Annotated in this window: 13 protein-coding genes; 8 read left to right on the plus strand and 5 right to left on the minus strand. The window is 60.7% G+C overall.

Annotation, left to right across the window (positions count from 1 at the left end):
- The first annotated feature begins 230 nt into the window (after positions 1–230).
- A complete protein-coding gene (locus DW892_RS06480) occupies positions 231–1232 on the plus strand; it encodes a LacI family DNA-binding transcriptional regulator (protein ID WP_117766469.1) in 1002 nt (333 codons plus the stop codon).
- A 334-nt stretch (positions 1233–1566) separates the two neighbouring features.
- On the opposite strand, the gene lacG is transcribed toward DW892_RS06480, so the two are convergent.
- A complete protein-coding gene (gene lacG, locus DW892_RS06485) occupies positions 1567–3006 on the minus strand; it encodes a 6-phospho-beta-galactosidase (RefSeq protein ID WP_117766471.1) in 1440 nt (479 codons plus the stop codon).
- A 66-nt stretch (positions 3007–3072) separates the two neighbouring features.
- The gene (locus DW892_RS06490; protein ID WP_117766473.1) at positions 3073–4848 is read right to left on the minus strand and encodes a lactose/cellobiose PTS transporter subunit IIB; all 1776 of its coding nucleotides are present in this window, start codon (positions 4846–4848) and stop codon (positions 3073–3075) included.
- Positions 4849–5205: 357 nt separating this feature from the next.
- Between DW892_RS06490 and DW892_RS06495 the strand changes: the two genes are divergently transcribed.
- The 7 genes from DW892_RS06495 (at position 5206) to DW892_RS06525 (ending at position 11463) form a co-directional block, all read left to right on the plus strand.
- Positions 5206–6210 carry a LacI family DNA-binding transcriptional regulator gene (locus DW892_RS06495; protein ID WP_117766475.1) on the plus strand — a complete coding sequence of 335 codons (1005 nt, stop codon included), beginning with the start codon at positions 5206–5208 and terminating at the stop codon, positions 6208–6210.
- A gap of 214 nt (positions 6211–6424) precedes the next feature.
- Positions 6425–6763 carry a PTS lactose/cellobiose transporter subunit IIA gene (locus DW892_RS06500; RefSeq protein WP_006234827.1) on the plus strand — a complete coding sequence of 113 codons (339 nt, stop codon included), beginning with the start codon at positions 6425–6427 and terminating at the stop codon, positions 6761–6763.
- Positions 6764–7048: 285 nt separating this feature from the next.
- Entirely contained in the window at positions 7049–8062 is a 1014-nt protein-coding gene (locus DW892_RS06505; RefSeq protein WP_117766477.1) for a hypothetical protein, read from the plus strand.
- Positions 8063–8369: 307 nt separating this feature from the next.
- Positions 8370–8798: a galactose-6-phosphate isomerase subunit LacA gene (gene lacA / locus DW892_RS06510; protein ID WP_006234830.1), complete on the plus strand. Its 429-nt coding sequence runs from the start codon at positions 8370–8372 to the stop codon at positions 8796–8798.
- A 63-nt stretch (positions 8799–8861) separates the two neighbouring features.
- Positions 8862–9386, plus strand: coding sequence for a galactose-6-phosphate isomerase subunit LacB (gene lacB, locus DW892_RS06515; protein WP_006234831.1), 525 nt, complete (start codon positions 8862–8864; stop codon positions 9384–9386).
- Positions 9387–9589: 203 nt separating this feature from the next.
- Positions 9590–10471, plus strand: coding sequence for an aldose 1-epimerase family protein (locus DW892_RS06520; RefSeq protein ID WP_117766479.1), 882 nt, complete (start codon positions 9590–9592; stop codon positions 10469–10471).
- Positions 10472–10527: 56 nt separating this feature from the next.
- On the plus strand, positions 10528–11463 hold the full coding sequence (locus DW892_RS06525; RefSeq protein ID WP_117746107.1) for a hexose kinase: 936 nt from the start codon (positions 10528–10530) through the stop codon (positions 11461–11463).
- A 423-nt stretch (positions 11464–11886) separates the two neighbouring features.
- Here DW892_RS06525 and DW892_RS06530 read toward each other — a convergent pair whose 3' ends face one another.
- From DW892_RS06530 to DW892_RS06540, 3 genes are all read right to left on the minus strand, one after another.
- On the minus strand, positions 11887–13008 hold the full coding sequence (locus tag DW892_RS06530) for an IS110 family transposase (protein ID WP_147349856.1): 1122 nt from the start codon (positions 13006–13008) through the stop codon (positions 11887–11889).
- A 328-nt stretch (positions 13009–13336) separates the two neighbouring features.
- Positions 13337–14965 carry a UDP-glucose--hexose-1-phosphate uridylyltransferase gene (locus DW892_RS06535; protein WP_187364996.1) on the minus strand — a complete coding sequence of 543 codons (1629 nt, stop codon included), beginning with the start codon at positions 14963–14965 and terminating at the stop codon, positions 13337–13339.
- Positions 14956–16161: a galactokinase family protein gene (locus tag DW892_RS06540; RefSeq protein ID WP_117766485.1), complete on the minus strand. Its 1206-nt coding sequence runs from the start codon at positions 16159–16161 to the stop codon at positions 14956–14958. Before DW892_RS06540 ends, DW892_RS06535 begins: the two co-directional genes overlap by 10 nt.
- Positions 16162–16405 lie beyond the last annotated feature (244 nt).

The raw sequence follows: 16405 nt of genomic DNA on the forward strand, positions 1-16405 counted from the left end.
GGATGGTCAGGACTGCCCGGAAGCCTTCCTACTTAAGGAAGGCATTGCGAAATGACAACGTTGTCATTTCGTTAATGACAACGTAAGACATTATTGGAAGAGCAACAAGGATATACGGGTGAGTGGTCGATATTGTCCGGTAAACGGTTGATTTATCAGTCAGGCAGGTAGTGTATGCTAGAACGCAAAAAGCAAGCGATGCAAAACCGACTGGAGAAGCAGTGGCAACGATGGACAAGAAAAACGTCTCGATGAACGATGTGGCGATTGCCGCGGGTGTTTCTCTCAAGACGGTTTCGCGTGTGATCAACGAGCCCGATAGCGTGCGAGAGTCGACACGCGATAAGGTCCATTCCGCAATGGAGGCACTCGGGTTTCGAACTAACTTTGCCGCGCGTTCGCTCAAGTTGGGCCGTTACGGGTGCATCGGCGTCGTGCTGTTTCACTTGTCGGGTGGTGCCGTGGACATGATTGACGGTATCGCCGATGCCGCCGAGGAACGCGGCTTTGCGCTCACGATGATTAAGAAGCGCGCAGGGGAGAAGATGACCCTTGCCGATGCGGCGCGCAGGATGTCGCAGCTGCCTGTTGATGGCATGATCTTCAACCTGCGTCAGATGGTCGATGACTTTGATACCTTTGAGGCACCGAAGGACCTCAAGACGGTGATTATCACACCGATGGAACATCCTACCTGCTCCACCGTCAGTGACGACCAAGAGGGCGGCGCGCGCATGGCGTGCGAGTACTTCTTGGATCATGGTCACAAGAACGTGTATTTCGTTTCGGGTAAGAAAGAGTCGCTGTCGAGCCAGTGCCGTATGAAAGGTTGGCGTGCGGCACTCGAGGCGCGTGGCATTGAGCCGCCCGAGCCTCTGCAAGGCGATTGGAATGCGGATAGTGGCTATGCCGCGGGCCTTGTGCTTGCCGATAAGCCCGATTGCACGGCGGTCCTCGCCGCTAACGACTGCATGGCAAACGGCGTGATGATGGCTCTACGTGACAAAGGGCTCAGTGTGCCCGACGACGTGTCCGTGATCGGCTTCGACGATGAGCTCTACAAGACGATTCCCAACTCGATTCTGACGTCGGTGAAGTTTCGCCATCGCGAGCTGGGCATCCGTGCGCTTAACGAGGTCGTCGCAGGTCTGGAAGCCCCGAGCTCCAGAAGCCGTACGCTCGTCTCGGGCGTGTTGGTCGAGCGCGCGAGCGTGCGGGATCTGCGGGCGTAGACGTGCTCGGCCTGTTCGTCTAAATCTGTAACAGGTGGGACCAAAAAACTCGACTAGGTGTTACAGATTTAGACAATTCGGTCCGGCTTATTCCGTTTGTCTCGATTTGTAACAACTAGACGGTCAAAAGTGGTCTAGATGTTACAGATCGAGACAAACGAACGCGGCCCAGCTCGCTCAAAAACAAAACGGCGGATACGACCAAGGATGCTGAAGCATCCACCGGGAAGGTCGTATCCGCCACATGGAAAGAGGTGCATGGACGCAGCGCTCATGCGATCGGGAATGGTAAGGTGCACGGCAGCGTGATGGTCACGGCGGCCGATGGCGTTAGCTAGTCCAGACGACGGGTCTGCGCCACGTGCTTATACCAGTATGCGCTTGCCTTGGGCGTGCGCTTCTGGGTTTCAAAGTCAACGTAGAAGAAGCCGTAACGCTTGTTGTAGCCATTGGTCCAGGAGAACTGATCCTGCAGGCTCCATAGGAAGTAGCCGCCCACGTTGACACCCACCTCCATGGCCTTGAGCAGCCAGCGCAGGTGCTGCTCGATGTAGTCGATGCGCGGCTGGTCGTCCACAAAACCGTCCTTGTAGGGGTCCTTGTAGCCCATGCCATTTTCGGTGATGAAGATCTGCTTGTAGTTGGGGTAGCGCTGCTTAATGTAGACGAGCAGATCGAACAGACCCTCGGGATAGATGATCCAGTCCCAGTCGGTGGTGGGGATGCCGGGCTTGTTCACGTGCTCGCCAATGCCCTTGACGCGCCAGCGGCCGGTGCCCTTCTCGCCCGTACCGTTGTGGTGCAGGTCGTTCTTGCCATCGTAAGCCTTCAAAAAACGGCACTGGTAGTTGTTAACGCCCAGGTAGTCGTTGTAGAGCGCGGCCTCGCGCATGATTTCCAGATCCTCGTCTAGGATCTCGATGGTGCCACCCGAGACGGCGGCCAGGCGGTTGGCGCACTCGAGGGTGTCGGGCGCGTAGTCGCCGCGGAAGGTGGCGTCGAGCAAGAACTGGTTTTGCAGCACGTGCTCGTTGTTGGCGGCCTTGATATCGGCGGGGTCGTTCTCGTTGAGCGGGTACTTGAACTCCAGCGACTGAATGACGCCGATCTTGCCCTTAAAACCGCCGTTGTGGAAGGCCAGCACGGCCTTGGCGTGGGCGAGCATCATGTTGTGCTCGCACTGGAAGGCCTCGGCAAGATGCGCCTTGACGCCACCGGGGAAGGTGCCCTCGATGTAGGTGTTGGAGGCGTCGGCCCAGATCTCGTTAAAGGTGAACCAGTAGGTCACCTGGTCGGCGTACTCCTTAAAGCAGAAGGTGGCAAAGTCCACAAAGGCGTCGATGGTCTCGCGGTTGAGGAAGTCGCCCTTCTCAAAGAGGGGAAGCGGCGTGTCAAAGTGATGCAGCGTGACGAACGGCTCAACATGGTGCTTATGGCACTCGGCGAAGAGGTCGTGGTAGAACTGGACACCCTCGGGGTTGATCTCGCCGGTGCCGTTGGGGAAGATGCGGCTCCAGGCAATGGAGAGGCGAACGCCGTTGATGCCAAACTCCTCGCACAGCTCCAGATCGACGGGGTACTGGTTGTAGAAGTCCGAAGCGGGATCGGGGGAGAAGCGCCCCTGGGCCTCCAGGAAGTCGTCCCAGGCGACTTTGCCCTTACCGTGAGTGCGAGTCTCGCCCTCTACCTGGTAGGCAGCAGTGGCGCCGCCAAAGACAAAGTCCTCGGGAAACTGCGCGGGCGGGTTGGTGACGCTAGCAGGGTTAACGGACATGATGATCCAATCGTCTAAATCGAAGGGCCAGCCGGTCTTGGATGGTCGGCTGGCCCTGAGCGTTACTTACTTCGAGAGCTGCTCGGAGACGAAGGCGAGAGACTTATCGCCGTTCTGGGAGAGCTCGATGTATTGCTTGCCACGGCAGGCGACGCACTTGTTGCCCACGCGCTCGCAGTCCTTCTGCAGGTCGGCCAGGTAGCTGGCAGCCTGCGGGGCCAGGACGACCAGGTCAAAGTCGGGGAGCATGTCCACGTGGTTGCCATATGCCTCGGCAGCGGTTTCAAGATTGATGCCGCGCTCCTTGGCAGCCTTGGCCAGCGCGTTGGCGAGCAGGCCCGAGGTACCGCCGCCCTGGCAGAGCACGAGCACGCGCTTGCCGTTGAGGTCGCTGGCGGTCGTTGCCTCGGCAGCGGGTGCTGCAGAAGCGGCGGGGGAGTCGGCCTTCACGGCCTCGGCAGCAGCGCCGGCGGCAACGCTCTTGGCGTCAGCCTTGCCCTGGAAGGCATCGTTGAGCTTGGCGGCCTTCTCGGCGTTCTTGGCGGCGAGCTCCTCCTTGGAAATTTCGGCCTCCTCGGCGCACTTCTGGGCGTCATAGGCACGGAAGAACGGGTAGTACAGAACGAAGTCGACGACCAGGATAAGGGCGAGCATCACAAAGGCGAGCGGCTGGAAGCCCAGGCCCATGATGGTGCCGATGGGCCCGGGGACGGTCCAAGGCAGGGTGTACATAAAGCCGTTCATGCCCAAGAAGTCGATAAAGATCTTGAGGATCCAGATGTTGGCGATCGGGGCAAAGACAAACGGGACAAAGAAGACGGGGTTGAGCACGATGGGTGCGGCGAACAGCAGCGGCTCGTTGACGGCAAAGCACACGGGGACGATGGCGGCCTTACCGACGGCGCGCATCTCCTGAGACTTGGCCAGGAAGCAGAACATAAAGACCAGGACAAGCGTGGCGCCGGTGCCGCCCATGCAGACGACGAAGTACTGGGCACCCTGGGTCAGGACAGCGGAAGCGTGCTGACCGGCCTGGAACGCAGCCAGGTTGTCGGTCATATTGGCAACGAGAGCGGCGGCGATGGCGGGCTCGACGATCGAGGGGCCGTGGACGCCCACGAACCAGAAGAGGCTCATGGCGCCGTAGATCACAGCGAGGCCGATGTAGCCGTCGGCGGCGGTGAACAGGGGCTGGAACACCTGGATGACGCCCTGGGCAAAGCAGAAGCCAAAGGCGGCGCGGAAGACAATGTCAAAGACCCAAAAGACGGTGATGCAGACGGAGAAGGGGATGATGTCCTTAAAGGTCTGCGAGATGTTGGGCGGAACCTGCTCGGGCATCTTAACGGTGATGTTGCGCTTAATGAAGAACTTGTAGATGATGCCGGTCACAAACGCAGCGATAAAGGCGGTCAGCAGGCCCTTGGAACCAAGGTAGGTGGTGTTGAAGCCGCTGGCGGCGTCCGTGGCGATCGTGTCGCTCGAAAGGAGCAGAAAGCCGATGATGGCCGCGCACATGCACGAGATGAAGTTGATCTGGTTGTTCTTGGGCAGGTCGCGGTTCTGAGCGTCGGCGAAGTGCTTGGCTGTGGTGGCGGCGCAGGCGATGGCCAGGATGCCCATGGAGTAGTTGTAACACTTCCACAGGGCGTTGTTGATGTCATCGGGCCAGTAGAAACCCCAGATGTTGGGGACCGAGGCTACCAGGCAGAAGATGGACGAGAAGATGATGATGGGGATGACGGAGATAAAGCCGTCGCGGATTGCCTTGAGGTACTTGTTGCGGGCGATCGCGTTGAAAAAGGGCTGGCCCTTTTCGATGATGGCGATGAGTTGCTCCATGCAATGCTCCTAAGAGTCGGTGGGTTAGCAACGATGGTAGCTTTTGGCGTTCGGTTGCCAAAATGTTGACGTTGCCATTTTGCGACACAAAAAAAGACGCGAACCGGTGGTTCCTGTGCCTGCGAACCGTCGATTCCTTACGCGTAAACGTTTGAGCCGCCCGGTGGCTCTGTGTTTGCACAATGGCAACGTTAACATTTGTGCGACAAAAGCCGTTCGGGGAAGCAGGATTGTCGGTGAACGGTAGGTTTTGGGTGGTGAGCGTATTGCGGGGGAGGCGTTGGATATACTTGGAGGCGTTAAAAATGACTGCGTAGGGTGCCGCCAATGGCATCGTCGACATAGAAAGATCGACCTATGGCCGCTGTTAAAAAATCGGTTTCCGTTAAGGATGTGGCGCGTCTCGCGGGCGTCTCGGAGCAGACAGTTTCGCGTACGGTGCACGATTCGCCCAGCGTGCGCCCCGAGACCAAGGAGCGCGTGCGTGCCGCCATGCGCGAGCTGGGGTATCGCCCCAATTTTGCCGGTCGATCGCTGCGCCGCGGCAAGTTTAAGACCGTTGGTGTCGCCATGTTCAACATTACCGGTACCGGTAACCTCGATCGTATGGAGGGCTTTGCCGCCGCGGCTGACAAACATGGCTATGCCATCACCCTTACTAAAGTAGACGGGCATCCGTATACCCTCGAGAGCGCATCGTCGCGTATGAGCGCACTGCCGGTGGACGGTATGGTTGTGATCATGAACCGCATGCCGGCGGACTTTGGCACCTTCGAGCCGCTGCCCGGCATGCAGACGGTGCTCGTTACGATGTTGGAGCACCCGCTCTGTTCTACGGTCGATAACGACCAGTTCGATTGTTCGCGCCAGGTGGTCGAGTACTTGCTGGGGCGGGGGCACAAAACCGTGCACTTTATCTCGTGTCCCGAGCGCTCGCTTTCGGGCATGCGGCGTGAGGAAGGCTGGCGCGAGACATTGCGCGCGCATGGCATTGAGCCACCGCAGCTCGTGCGCGGTGACTGGACGGCGCAGAGTGGATATGCTGCCGGCCAGGTGCTTGCGGATGATCCGACCTGCACGGCCATTTATGCCTCCAACGACGCCATGGCCTACGGCTGCATCCGCGGGCTGGAGTCGCGCGGGAAGTGCGTGCCCCAGGACGTGAGCGTGGTGGGTGTTGACGATAGTCTGGGCGATATCGTGCCCGATCGTCGCCTGACCACGGTGCGCTTTGACAACAAGCGCGTCGGCATGTGGGCGGTCGACAAGATTGCCGGCGCCGAGGGCGTTGAACCCGGTGTGGAGCACATGCTGTTTCCGGGCGTGCTCGTCGAGGGCGATACGGTGCGCGATGTACGCTAGGGCGCGGATCTGTTTGGGTTGCCGCTAATTGTGTTCGATATTGTTCAGATTGGTTTAAAAACCGTTCACGGACGAAAAGTAACCGTTCATAGCTCGAAATTACGTTTTGTGCTGTTCTTTTTTGTTTGAATGTTATTGTTTCTGTCATACACAACGCAGCGCGTATGCCCGGACGCGATGCTCTCCATTGGTTCATATGTGAAAGGAACGCAACATGGCAACCAAAGAAGAAATCTCGATGGTTGGATTCGAGATTGTCGCATACGCAGGTGACGCCCAGACCGATCTGCTTGCAGCGCTCGATGCTGCTCGCGAGGGTGACTTTGAGAAGGCCGAGCAGCTGCACAAGGATGCCAGCGATGCGCTCATCGGTGCCCACGACACGCAGACCAAGCTGCTTTCGCAGGAGGCCGGCGGTGGCGAGATGGAGATGACCTTCATCATGGCTCACGCTCAGGACACCCTCATGACCACTATGATCCTGGAGAAGCAGACCCGCTTTACCATCGATGCCTACAAGCGCATCGCCGAGCTCGAGGCCAAGCTCGCCTAACGAGCCCGCACAACCAAGTCCCCTTCCAAAAGCTCTGCCGCTACCCGCGGCAGGGCTTTTTCTGTCCTCCTCCAAGTTGCGGTGAAATAGGGACTGAATAGGGGCCGGCGGGCACAAAACAAACCCTATTCCACCGCAACTCATCCCGAGACAGTCATTGGGGACGTTCTTAAACGACTAGTCGTTGGGGACAGTCTTGGAGCTTCTGCACGCCCTCCCGTTCGGTTTTTCGATGGGTGGGTATACTTCCATCCGCAATGCAGGCCGGAATGAGGAGGTGTCCAAATGCCGGACAACGGATTGATTCAAAAGACAGATGCGCACGAGATGGCTCATGGGCGTCCTGTCCAGATAACCGAGCATACGACGGTAACCGAGCTGCAGCCCAGCCTGTCCGATGTCGTGTGCGCAAACAAAAAGCTGCAGATTGGCTTTATCGTTGCGCTCGTGGTACTGGCGCTGCTGTCGGGCTTTGTAGCTCGTCCGCATTTTGCCGATACCAAAACTTGGGACTCTACCATCGAGGTCATCGATCAAAAGAAGGGCAATGTTTTGGCGCTCACGACCTCGTGCGTCGCCCTATCTGCGGGTATCACTGCGCTGCCGGGCGATACGGGAACGCCAGTTGCCGAGCAGCTCGCGCAGCTTTCAGGCAACCTTGGTATCGTGCTTGCTGTGCTCTACCTCGAGAAATACCTGCTAACCATTTTGTGGTCGGTTGGCCTGGGCATCTTAATCCCGTTTGCGTTGGTGCTCTTTGCGGTGTCGCTCGGCATTCACGGGCGCTGGAGCACGAGCGCCGTCCTGCGCCGTGTGGCGACGCGCGTGCTGGTGGTTGCCGTGATCGGCATGGCGCTCGTGCCCGCGAGCGTATGGGTGTCGCAGAAGGTCGATGAAACGTATCGAGTGAGCATCGAGACGGCCGAGCAAAAGGCGGCCGACGCTGCGGGTGCGGCAGATAGCGACAGCTCCAAAGTAAGCAAGAAAAAGACCGAGTCCACAGAGTCCAAGAATGTGCTTGAGCAGCTTGCCGACGGCGCCTCGGGTCTCGTCACGTCGGTGACCAGCGGCGCCAAGCAGATGACCGACGAGATCGTGCAGCAGGTGACCGATCTCATCGAAGGCGTCATTGTGATGATCGTGACCTCGTGCGTTATCCCGCTGCTGGTGCTCGCGGCGTTTCTGTGGCTGGGCCACACCCTGCTGGGGATTGATATTTCCGGCCCGGCGAACTATTTGACGGGCCGCTTTCTGAGTGCTCCGTCCAAGCACGCCAAGAAGGGCAGGCAGTCTGAGTAGGCGGCAAAGCGTTCTTTGGAAGATCAACTGTAAGAAGGGCGGCCGAGACACGTTCTCGGCCGCCCTTTTGTTTGTTGAATACGCGGTCGCTACGTCCGCGCCGGGTCCAGACGGTCGGCAATCATCCGTGAACGGTATTTGTTCAAAAAAGAACAAAGATAAACAAATAATTCTTGCAGTTGATGTTCGAATGTGTTCAAATAAACACGAACAGTGAAGAACCGCACATTCAGATGCCCGGACCTGAACGCGATTCAACACTTCCAAACAGAAACTACGCACCTGCGTATCTCTCAAGGAGGATGTCATGAGGGTTGTAATCGCTTCCGATGCCGACGGTATGTCGATGAAGGAGTCCATCAAGGAGATGCTCATCGCCGACGGTCACGAGGTCGTCGACTATTCCGAGACCCCTGCCGCGGACTTTGTCGATTCCGCGACCGCCGTTGCCAAGGACCTGCTGGAGCACAAGGATTCCCAGGGCTTCGCATTCGATAAGTACGGCGTCGGCTCCTATATGGCCGCCGTCAAGATCAAGGGCATGGTCGTCGCCAACATTTCCGACGAGCGTTCCGCCTACATGACCCGCGAGCACAACGGCTCGCGCATGGTCACCATGGGCCCGGGCGTTGTGGGCACCGAGGTTGCCAAGAAGATCGCCCGCGAGTTCCTGCGCGCCCAGTACGCCGGCGGCCGTCACCAGATCCGTGTCGACATGCTCAACAAGATGGCCTAACGAGAGCCACCGAGAACTCGAACTTCTACCTCAACTTGTGAATTCAGACGAAAGGACGTTCTGATGAAGAAGACCATCGCAATCGGTTGCGACCATATCGTTACGGACGAGAAGATCTATCTGGCCGACCGCCTGGAGCAGGCTGGCTACAAGGTGCTCGACTGCGGCACCTACAGCCACACCCGTACGCACTATCCCATCTACGGTAAGGCCGTGGGCGAGGCTGTTGCCAGCGGCAAGGCCGACTTTGGCGTGGCCCTGTGCGGCACCGGCATTGGCATCACCAACGCCGTCAACAAGGTTCCCGGCGCCCGCTGCGCCCTGGTTCGCGACATGACCTCTGCCCTGTATGCCCGTCGCGAGCTCAACGCCAACATCGTGGGCTTTGGCGGCAAGATCACCGGCGAGTTCCTGATGGCCGATATCATGCTTGCCTTCCTGGAGGAGCCCTACGAGAAGACCCCCGAGCACGATGCCCTGATCGCCAAGATCGATGCCTGCAATAAGGCCGATGCCGAGGCTCAGGCTGACCCGCACTTCTTTGACGAGTTCCTCGAGAAGTGGGACCGCGGCGAATACCACGATTAGCGGGTATCCGGCGTAATTAACTAGTCCGTTGACGGCTCGCGTTTCTGTGAGGGGGCGCGAGCCGGTTTTCTATCAGCCCAATTGGCCCAGCGGGCTGGACGTGCATTGTTCTTTTGTTTGCGGCGCTGCCTCATTACCTTTCTGCTAAAGGCACGACGTTCACAATGGATCGTGCGAGATGATATGTGAAGGAGAAGATTCCCATGGAGTTTGTTCTTGATAACGGCTCTGTCCGCATTGCGTTGAGCACGGCTGGCGGATCGTTCACTTCTATTACGGCCAACGGCCGTGAGTACCTGTGGCAGGGTGACCCGGCGGTCTGGTCGGGCCAGGCACCCATTTGTTTCCCGATCTGCGGCGGCCTTCGTGACGGTCGCGCAATGACCATGGGCGGCCGCGAGGTCAAGCTTGCCCGTCACGGCTTTGCGCGCAAACAGGAGTGGAAGCTCGATGAGCAGGGCGACAACATGGTTGCGCTGAGCCTAAGCTCTGCCGACCATGCCGAGTTGCTCGAGCAGTACCCGTATCCGTTTAAGATCGTTGCTCGTTACACGATCGATGCGGAAAAGGTGGCCGTGTCGTACGAGGTGACCAATGAGGGCACCGAGGACATGCCGTTCTTTGTGGGCGGTCACCCTGGCTTTAAGTGCCCGCTTGATGAGGGCGAGTCCTATGACGACTACGAGCTCCGTTTTGAGCAGCGCGAGGCTGCCGAGCTCTGTACTGCCGTTCCCTCGACGGGCCTGATTGATGTTGAGCATCGCAGCAAGAACCCCATGATCGGCCAGAACCTGCCGCTTACCCACGAACTCTTCGACTTCGCGGAGACCATCTTTGACGTGCTCGAGAGCCGCGTGGTTACGTTGACCAAGAAAACCGAGGACAAGGGCGTGCGCCTGACGTTCCCCGATATGCCGTACCTGATTGTGTGGAGCAAGCCCGAGGGCGACTTTGTGGCTGTTGAACCGTGGGGTGGTCTGTCCACCTGCTCCGACGAGGACGATATTCTGGAGCACAAGCGTGGCTGCCTGGTGGCCAAGCCGGGAGAGACCGTCACTTGCGGCTTTGAGATCGAGATCCTTTAACGAGTTATCGTATGTTTGGGGCCGCGCGTGCCGTGCCCCGGAAACAGGAGTTCAATATGATTCTGACCGTTACCATGAATCCGTCGATTGATACGCGCTATCAGCTCGACAAGCTGATCATCGACGATGTTAACCGTGTGACGCCCGAAAAGACCGCTGGCGGTAAGGGCCTCAACGTGAGCCGCGTGCTGCTGCAGTTGGGCGACGATGTGCTCGCGACCGGTCTGCTCGGCGGCCACATGGGTGCCTATATGGCCGAGCTTATGGATGCCGACGGCGTCAAGAACGACTTTGTGCCCATCGCCGGTGAGACGCGCATTTGCCTGAATATTCTGCACGAGGGCAATCAGACCGAGCTGCTGGAGAGCGGTCCGCAGATCGCCCCGGCCGAGCTCGAGGCCTTTACGGCCAAGTTCGCCGAGCTTGCAGCGAAGGCGGACGTTGTGACGCTTTCGGGCTCGCTGCCGCGTGGCGTCGATGCCGGCTACTATGCCGAGCTCGTCAAGATCGCCGAGGAGGCGGGCGCCAAGGTGCTGCTCGACACCTCGGGTGCATCGCTGGAGGCCGCGCTGGAGTCCGACGCTAAGCCCGAGCTCGTAAAGCCCAATCTGACCGAGATTAACGGCCTGCTGGGTACGTCCTTTACGACCGATGATGTCGATGCCCTGCGCGAGGCGCTCGCCGCCGATGACCGCTTTGCCGGTATTCCCTGGGTTGTCGTTTCGATGGGCGCTGCCGGTTCGGTTGGCTTCCATGAGGGTCGCGCGTTCCGCGCCAAGACGCCCGCGATTGCGGCTGTGAACGCGACGGGTTCCGGCGACTCGACCATCGCCGGCTTTGCGCATGCCATTGCTGCCGGCGCCGACGACGTCACGGTGCTCAAGACCGCCAATACCTGCGGCAAGCTCAACGCCATGGATCCCAAGACCGGCCACCTGGTCATGGACCGCTGGGACGAGGTCTACAACAGCGTTGTCGTGACTGAACTGTAGGGTTACGCGGTTTTACCAAACCGCGTAACGGCGCGACGCTGCAAACGCCCCTAAGCGGCAATCTGACGTTCAATCGTCGGGCATGACCAAAAGGTCAATGCCCTCCTCTTTCACGTCACCTTGCTCGCTTAGGGGCGTTTTCGCTCATATGACCCAATCCGCTGTCAAGAGCCACAATGGCCCCGCCGACCGCTTGCAATCGGTCGGCGGGGCCTGCCGTTAACCCGTCCCGGTCCGCCCCCGGCATGTCATCGACGCCTTCGGCTCAGTCTCATATCCGCGGATACCGTTCTGTCGGCCCGCACTCCATTCCTTCGGCGGGGCTCCCCAAGTCTGACTACGCGCATGCGGCCGCTGCCGCGCGCCCAGCGAAAGCGGGGGTATCCCCGAAGGCTGCCCGGCTCGCCGGGACGGGGGCTATGTCTATTCGGTTGCCTCCCGGCACATCGCGCCGAGGGCCCACAGCCACCTCACGAGCTCGGCGGCGGTGGCGGCGTTCGCCTTCGCCTGGGGCATGCCCCTGGCGAGCATCTCCTCGCGGCGCCGGAGCAGGCGCTCGGAACCCTTCCTCCCGTGCATCCTCACCTCGAGCGGGACGCCGCTGCCCTTGGGCATCAGCTTCGGTTGGTGGCTCGCCTGGACGTAGCTCCAGGACCCCTCGACTGCCAGCCTCCTGACGAGCGCGTTGCCGGCCCCGCTGATCCCGCCGAGGCGCACGGAGTCCGCGCTCGACCTCTGCTTCGGGGCGAGGCCGAAGTAGGACGTCACCTGCCTGCCGGAGCGGAACCTCGAGAAGTCGCCGACCTCGGACGCGAAGGCGGCGGCGAGCGCGAACCCGCACCCCTTGATCGACTGGAGCGCCTCGACCTCCGCCGAGAGGGGGCCCGCCGCGACGGCGGCCCTGTACTCGGCGAGGAGGTCGTCGCGCGTCTCGGCGGCCGCCTCGACCTCGCTCCTCAGCGCCGCAAGCGCCCGGATGCCGCCGTCGTCGGCGGGCCGGACCTTGTCGAGCCACCTGAGGAAGTCGTACGTCCAGTACCTCCGGGGGTTTCCGGCCGGCGTCGTGCCGCCGTAGGCGTAGCCACGGCGGGCCAGGAACGCCAGGAGCCGCTGCTTCGCCGCCGCGAGCCTCGCGGTCGCCGCGTCGTGGGCCCCGGCGAGGTCCCTGAGCCCCTCGATCTCGGGGGACGGCACCCATACCGGGGAGATATCGTGCGACAGTATCGCCTTGGCCATCCTGGCCGCGTCGTTGCGGTCGTTCTTGGACGAGAAGTCTGCCGCCGACCTCGGGACCCTGGAGACGGCCGCGACGACGCAGTCGACGCCGAGCCCGGAGAGCTCCCTCTGCGGGGCGAAGCCGAGGTAGCCGCTCTCGTAGGCGGCGAGCGACGGGCCGGGGAAGCCCGACATCCACTCCGCGACCTCGCCCCAGGGGTTGCCGCGGAACCTCCTCGTCACGGCCTCGCCCGTCTCCGCGTCGAGCGCGCAGACGGTGGTGGACCTGAGGTGTACGTCCATTCCGAAGGCGGTAGAATATCTAGGCACGGGAGCCTCCCAACCTCGTTGCGGCGCGGCTGCGCCTCTGGCACTTCAACAACATTGTCGCAGCCCCGACCCGCGGTCACGAGCGGGGGCTCCTGTCGTTTCCGTGCCCCTGGATTGGGTCATAGTGTCTGTCGTTGCCAAGACACCGGCGTTGCCTTGGTCGCAAGTAGTCATTGGGGACGCTCTTTAATGACTAGTCGTTTAAGAACGCCCCTTAAGAATGACCCCAATGACTACACTCAAAAACGGCGCCCGTCGGCGATGTTGCCGGCGGGCGCCGTTGTCTTGAAGACGAAATGATCTGTTTTCCTCCGTCCCCAAGGGACCATTACAGTGAGTCGATAAAGCGCTGCTGGGCGGCGCGGCCGGCTTCGTCCCACTTAAAGACGCCGGCGTTGTCGAGCACGTGGCCAAACACCACGCCGACCTCCTCGTGCAGGATGTCGATGGCGTTTTCGGCCGTAAGCTCGTCGGCGCGGCGGGCAAAGACGTCCTCGGCCCATGCGGCGTGGCTACGGCATAGATCATCGCCCTCGAGCGCACCGGCAAGGTCGTAGCTGGCATCGGCCTTGGCCGCTAGCAAGTGCTCGCGGACAGCGCCGAGCTCGGGAACCAGGCGCGGCGGAAGAATGGCCAGGCCCATGACCTCGATCAGGCCGATGTTCTCCTTCTTAATATGGTGGTACTCGGCATGCGGGTGGAAAACGCCCAGCGGATGCTCGCCGGTCGTGATGTTGCAGCGAAGCGCCAGGTAGGCCTCGTAGATCTCGCCGCCGGCGTTGCCGCGGGAGTCGACGCGGCGGATGACGGGCGTCACGGTGTTGTGCGCTACGCCGTCGGCTGTGTGCGCGATGACGCCCACCGACTCATCGGTCCACTCGCGCCAAGCGAGGATGATCTTCTCGGCGGCGTCGAGCAGCTGGGCGCGGTCGTGCGAGCGCAGTCGCAGCACCGAAAGCGGCCACTGCAACACGGTACCGCTGACTTGGTCAAAGCCAGGCACGCTAAACTGCGAGACCTCGGTGGCATGCATCATTGGGAACTCGTGCGCGCCGCCCTGGAAGTGGTCGTGCGACAGAATCGAGCCGCCTACGATGGGCAGGTCGGCGTTGGAGCCAATAAAGTAGTGCGGGAACAGGTCGACAAAGTCGAGCAGGCAGGTCAGCCCCTTGCGGTCGACGTGCATCGGACGATGCTCAGAGCTCATGGCAATGCAGTGCTCGTTAAAGTACGCATACGGGCTGTACTGGAAGCCCCAGCGCTCGCCGTTGAGCTGAATGGGGATAACGCGCAGATTCTGGCGGGCGGGGTGAGCGCCGCCGTCGGCTGCGGCAGAGCGTCCGGGATAGCCCTCGTTTTCGATGCAGAGCTGGCAGGCGGGATACTTATCTCCCGTGTTCTTTGCAACGCCGGCCGCGGCAATGTCACGCGGGTCCTTCTCGGGCTTCGACAGGTTGATAGTGATCTCGAGGTCGCCCCAGTTGGTGGAGGTGCTCCATTTGATGTTGCGCGCGATGGCGGCGCGGCGCACGTAGCCGGCGTCGCAGCACAGGCCGTAGAACCAGTCGGTCGCGGCGCGGGGCTCGTCGACGCCCATGCGGCCGTTGAATTCCTCGTTTACAATCGAAGGCCTCGGCATCAGCACGCCCATGATGCGCATGGCGATGCGGTCGCGGCCCGATGCCGTGTCCTCGGCGGCACCGTTGGCGACGGCGGCCTCGGAAAGCGCGGCAAGCGTGCCCTCCAGGTCAAAATCGGGGAGCGTATCGGGGTGCAAGAGCGAGAGCTTCTCGTTCTGCAACGCCCAGGTCATGTCGAGCGCGGGGCCCGTGGCGCCGATGCACTCCAGAATGGTGTTGTAGGCCCAGATGCGGTCGTCCTGTCCGATCATCGATCGGTGGATAGCATACTCAGTCAGGCCCTGCGCAGCCTCGCGCACATCAGTCATTACAGCCATGCCGCGTAAGCCCCCTTGTCAGAGATAGCGTAATGACGGGCAGAGCCCTCGCCCAGCCAGCCGTTCATCTTGGCGATGAAGGTGTCGACCAGGTCGAGCGGCACGAAGGCCTGGATGGTGCCACCAAAGCCGCCACCGTGGATACGGACGGCGCCTCGGCCGTCGAGGACATGCTCGGCCAGTGCCAAGGCGTACATGGAAGGCTGCTCGGAGCCCAGCTTGGCAACGACATTCTGCAGGTACATGGCAGAGCTGGCGCCGGACTCGCGCGTCAGGACCAGGAACTGGTCGATGTCGCCGGCGTTCAGGGCAGCCCAGCGCTTGTCGACTAGGCCGTTTTCGTACCAGTAGTGAACGGCGCGCAGGCAGGCACGGTCGCCCAGCTTGGCGCGCAGCTCGGGGAGTTTGGCGTCAAAGTCCGCCACGTTTACCTCGCACAGACGCGCCTTGCCAAACTCGGCGGCGACGTCCTGCATCTCGCGCGGAACGGCGGCGTAGTCGTCGGTAGCTGCCACATGGTCGGCACCGACCTTAACGAGCACGAGTGCATAGCCGTGATCCTCAAAGTTGAGTTCGAGCTTCTGGGTCTTGGGCTGGGCCTGATCCTCAAAGTCCATGTAGGCGAGTCCGCCCAAGCAAACGGCGGCCTGGTCCATCAGACCGCAGGGCTTGCCGTAGTAGTTGTTCTCGGTGCGCTGGCTCATCTGGGCGAGCGTGACGGGCTCAATGGCGGGCGCGCCCCAGAGCGTCTCCATGGCACGACCGTACGCGGCTTCGACGGCGGCAGAGCTGGAAAGGCCGCCGCCCGAGGGGACGGAGCAGGTAAAGGCAAAGTCGAAGCCTTTGGGCTCAACGCCAAGGGCTGCGACCTCGTGGGCCATACCGCGCACGAGGCTTGCGGACGTGCCCTTCTCGGACTCCTGAACGTCTAGCGTGTCGAGCGCGATCTCAAACGTGGGATAGCCCTCGTCGGCAACGCGAACCTTGTTGGAATCGGTTGCCACGGCGATGCCGTCGACGGCGACATCGAGCGAGCCGGCGATAACGTGGCCACCCTCGTGGTCGGTGTGGTTGCCGCTGATCTCGGAACGGCCGGGCGCGTGCACGTAGAGCACCTGGCGGTCGCCGATGGGGCCAAACTCCTCCTCGAACAGCTTGGTGAGCGTGGCGAATGTCTTTTCGTCGGGGGTGGTCATGGGAGTCCTTTCCTTGGCGCGCACGGGTGGGTTTTGCGTCGTTATGAGTACGTTAACAACTTGAAGCGGCATGAACCAAGTGTTCACAATACCGCACGTTACGGGCTATGTTAACGTACTCATAACACATCGCTTGTCACTTTTTGAGAATCTGGTAATCGGTAGAAATTCAGCCGTGAACGGTACTGCCGTATGGACTTATAAAGCAGAAGAGATGCAGATAGAAAAAGTAGAGTACGTTAAC

The sequence above is a fragment of the Collinsella sp. AM40-7AC genome (assembly GCF_003468125.1).
In the GTDB taxonomy this organism is placed as follows: Bacteria; Actinomycetota; Coriobacteriia; order Coriobacteriales; family Coriobacteriaceae; genus Collinsella; species Collinsella aerofaciens_O.

Excerpts from the sequence above, each read along its gene's own strand:
- DW892_RS06480 (WP_117766469.1), top strand. The coding sequence starts at position 231 with ATGGACAAGAAAAACGTCTCGATGAACGATGTGGCGATTGCCGCGGGT.
- lacG (WP_117766471.1), bottom strand. The coding sequence starts at position 3,006 with ATGTCCGTTAACCCTGCTAGCGTCACCAACCCGCCCGCGCAGTTTCCC.
- DW892_RS06490 (WP_117766473.1), bottom strand. The coding sequence starts at position 4,848 with ATGGAGCAACTCATCGCCATCATCGAAAAGGGCCAGCCCTTTTTCAAC.
- DW892_RS06495 (WP_117766475.1), top strand. The coding sequence starts at position 5,206 with ATGGCCGCTGTTAAAAAATCGGTTTCCGTTAAGGATGTGGCGCGTCTC.
- DW892_RS06500 (WP_006234827.1), top strand. The coding sequence starts at position 6,425 with ATGGCAACCAAAGAAGAAATCTCGATGGTTGGATTCGAGATTGTCGCA.
- DW892_RS06505 (WP_117766477.1), top strand. The coding sequence starts at position 7,049 with ATGCCGGACAACGGATTGATTCAAAAGACAGATGCGCACGAGATGGCT.
- lacA (WP_006234830.1), top strand. The coding sequence starts at position 8,370 with ATGAGGGTTGTAATCGCTTCCGATGCCGACGGTATGTCGATGAAGGAG.
- lacB (WP_006234831.1), top strand. The coding sequence starts at position 8,862 with ATGAAGAAGACCATCGCAATCGGTTGCGACCATATCGTTACGGACGAG.
- DW892_RS06520 (WP_117766479.1), top strand. The coding sequence starts at position 9,590 with ATGGAGTTTGTTCTTGATAACGGCTCTGTCCGCATTGCGTTGAGCACG.
- DW892_RS06525 (WP_117746107.1), top strand. The coding sequence starts at position 10,528 with ATGATTCTGACCGTTACCATGAATCCGTCGATTGATACGCGCTATCAG.
- DW892_RS06535 (WP_187364996.1), bottom strand. The coding sequence starts at position 14,965 with ATGGCTGTAATGACTGATGTGCGCGAGGCTGCGCAGGGCCTGACTGAG.
- DW892_RS06540 (WP_117766485.1), bottom strand. The coding sequence starts at position 16,161 with ATGACCACCCCCGACGAAAAGACATTCGCCACGCTCACCAAGCTGTTC.